Annotated in this window: 3 protein-coding genes; 1 reads left to right on the top strand and 2 read right to left on the bottom strand. The window is 70.6% G+C overall.

From position 1 onward, the window contains the following. Together lipA and lipB are read right to left on the bottom strand one after the other, a co-directional pair. Positions 1 to 905 (bottom strand): lipoyl synthase (gene lipA, locus H5J30_RS27105; protein WP_181789949.1); only part of this gene is annotated, 905 nt, incomplete at its 3' end. Positions 906 to 966: 61 nt separating this feature from the next. Then, positions 967 to 1,749, bottom strand: a complete 783-nt coding sequence (gene lipB / locus H5J30_RS27100) for a lipoyl(octanoyl) transferase LipB (RefSeq protein ID WP_181789948.1) — start codon at positions 1,747 to 1,749, stop codon at positions 967 to 969. Positions 1,750 to 1,987: 238 nt separating this feature from the next. On the opposite strand from lipB, the gene H5J30_RS27095 reads away from it, so the two are divergent. Further along, a partial coding sequence (locus H5J30_RS27095; RefSeq protein ID WP_508470803.1) for an NsdA family TPR-like regulatory protein occupies positions 1,988 to 2,479 on the top strand: 492 nt, incomplete at its 3' end.

The following is a 2,479-nucleotide window of genomic DNA, read 5'->3' as shown; positions in this document are numbered from 1 at the left end:
TGCTTGTACAGCCGGCCCGCCCGGTACGAGGACCGCACCAGCGGCCCGGACATGACGCCCGCGTAGCCGATCTCCTCGGCCTCCTGCTGCAGCTCCACGAACTCGTGCGGCTTCACCCACCGCTCCACCGGGTGGTGCCGCGGCGACGGCCGCAGGTACTGCGTGATGGTGATCAGCTCGCAGCCCGCCTCGTGCAGGTCCCGCAGCGCCTGGCTGACCTCCTCGCGCTCCTCGCCGAGGCCCAGGATGAGGTTCGACTTCGTCACCAGGCCGGCCTCCCGCGCCCGCGTCAGGACCTCCAGCGACCGCTCGTAGCGGAAGCCGGGGCGGATGCGCTTGAAGATCCGCGGGACGGTCTCGACGTTGTGCGCGAGCACCTCGGGGCGGGCGGAGAAGACCTCCGCGAGCTGCTCCGGCTCGGCGTTGAAGTCGGGAATCAGCAGCTCCACGCCGGTCCCCGGGGTGACGGCGTGGATCTGGCGCACCGTCTCCGCGTACAGCCAGGCGCCGCCGTCCTCCAGGTCGTCGCGGGCGACGCCGGTGATCGTGGCGTACCGCAGCTCCATGCGCTGGACGGACTCGGCGACACGGCGCGGCTCGTCGCGGTCCAGCTCGGCCGGCCGGCCGGTGTCGATCTGGCAGAAGTCGCACCGCCGGGTGCACTGCTCGCCGCCGATGAGGAAGGTCGCCTCGCGGTCCTCCCAGCACTCGAAGATGTTGGGACAGCCGGCTTCCTGGCAGACCGTGTGCAGACCCTCGTCCTTGACGAGCTTCCGCAGCGCGTTGTATTCGGGCCCCATCTTCGCGCGGGTCTTGATCCACTCGGGCTTGCGCTCGATGGGGGTCTGGCTGTTGCGGACTTCCAGGCGGAGCAGCTTGCGACCGTCGGGTGCGACAGCGGACACGTCCGGGCTCCTAGCTTTCGATTCCTCGGCGTTCTCCAGCGTACGCCTCTGAATTAGGGAGTCAGACCGCGCGGGGGAGCGGCTCGGCCGTCTCCAGGATCTCGCGCAGATGCTTCTCCACGACAGGGAGAACCTCCGACACGGGTACGTCTCTTCCCAGCTCGCCGGAGAGCGAGGCCACACCCGCGTCGCGGATGCCGCACGGCACGATCCGGTCGAACCAGGTGTTGTCCGGATTGCAGTTCAGCGAGAAGCCGTGCATGGTCACGCCCTTGGCGACGCGGATGCCGATCGCGGCCAGCTTGCGGTCCTCGCGGCGCTGGCCGGCGTTGGACGGCGCGTACTCCGGACCGGCGAGGCGCGGGTCGTACTCCTCGTCCGACAGCCGCGGGTCGAAGTCCAGCGCCAGCCCGCCCAGCTCGGCGCGCTGCTCCACGGGGTCGCCCAGCACCCAGACGCCGCTGCGGCCCTCGATCCGGGTGGTCGCCAGGCCGAAGTCGGCGCAGGCGCGGATCAGGGCCTCCTCCAGCCGGCGCACGTGGGCGACGACGTCCACGGGGCGCGGCAGCTTCAGGATCGGGTAGCCGACGAGCTGGCCCGGGCCGTGCCAGGTGATCTTCCCGCCGCGGTCCACGTCCACCACGGGGGTGCCGTCGAGCGGGCGCTCGTCCTCGGCCGTGCGGCGGCCCGCGGTGTAGACCGGCGGATGCTCCAGCAGCAGACAGGTGTCGGGGATCTCCTCGGCGAAGCGGGCGGCGTGCACGCGCCGTTGCTCCTGCCAAGCCTCCAGGTACTCCACGGCGTCCTCGCCGAACCCCAGGTGAACGAAGCGCAGCTCGCCCACGGTGCCCTCCTCGCGCTGTTCGCGCTGCTCTCGCGCCGGGCGGCGTGCGTCATCCGCCCGGCATATGCGGCTGGCGGTATTCCAGCCGACCCTCTGCCACTGTACGGCGGTATACGTTCCCGCCCTGCACCCAGGTGTCCTCACACGATCGAATGAAGCTGGGACGAAAGCGGCGAGTGAGGCTTGTTTCGCCGCTACATTCGCGCCGTTCCCGGAGGCCAGGCAGGAGACCCCACAGGTGACGACGGAACGACCTTCACAGCGACCTCCCAACCGCCAGCTCGCGGCCCTCATCTCCGAGGCCGGGTTCTCCAACGCGGGGCTCGCCCGCAGAGTCGATCAGCTAGGGCTCGAACACGGCCTCGACCTGCGGTACGACAAAACGTCGGTGACCCGGTGGCTACGCGGCCAGCAGCCGCGCGGCACGACACCGGCCCTGATCGCCGAGGTGTTCACCCGGCGCCTCGGCCGCCGGCTGACCGCGCAGGACCTCGGACTCGACGCGTGCGCACCGGTGTACGCCGGACTTGAGTTCGCATCGACGCCCACCGAGGCGATCGACATCGTGAGCGGGCTGTGGCGCAAGGACACCGGCAGTCAGGCGGAGCTGCGGAAGATCGCGTTCACTCCTGCGGGTCTGGTTGTGCCCAGTCGGGATTGGCTGATCGGCAGGCCGGACGAGAAGGTGGCGCGCGAGCTGCAGCAGCAGCGCGGGGCGCCGCCGGGTGGT

The sequence above is a fragment of the Streptomyces phytophilus genome (genome assembly GCF_013870535.1).
In the GTDB taxonomy this organism is placed as follows: domain Bacteria; phylum Actinomycetota; class Actinomycetes; order Streptomycetales; family Streptomycetaceae; genus Streptomyces; species Streptomyces phytophilus.
The sequence above is the reverse complement of the archived record's forward strand: the minus strand, read 5'-3'. Positions and strand labels throughout refer to the sequence as shown.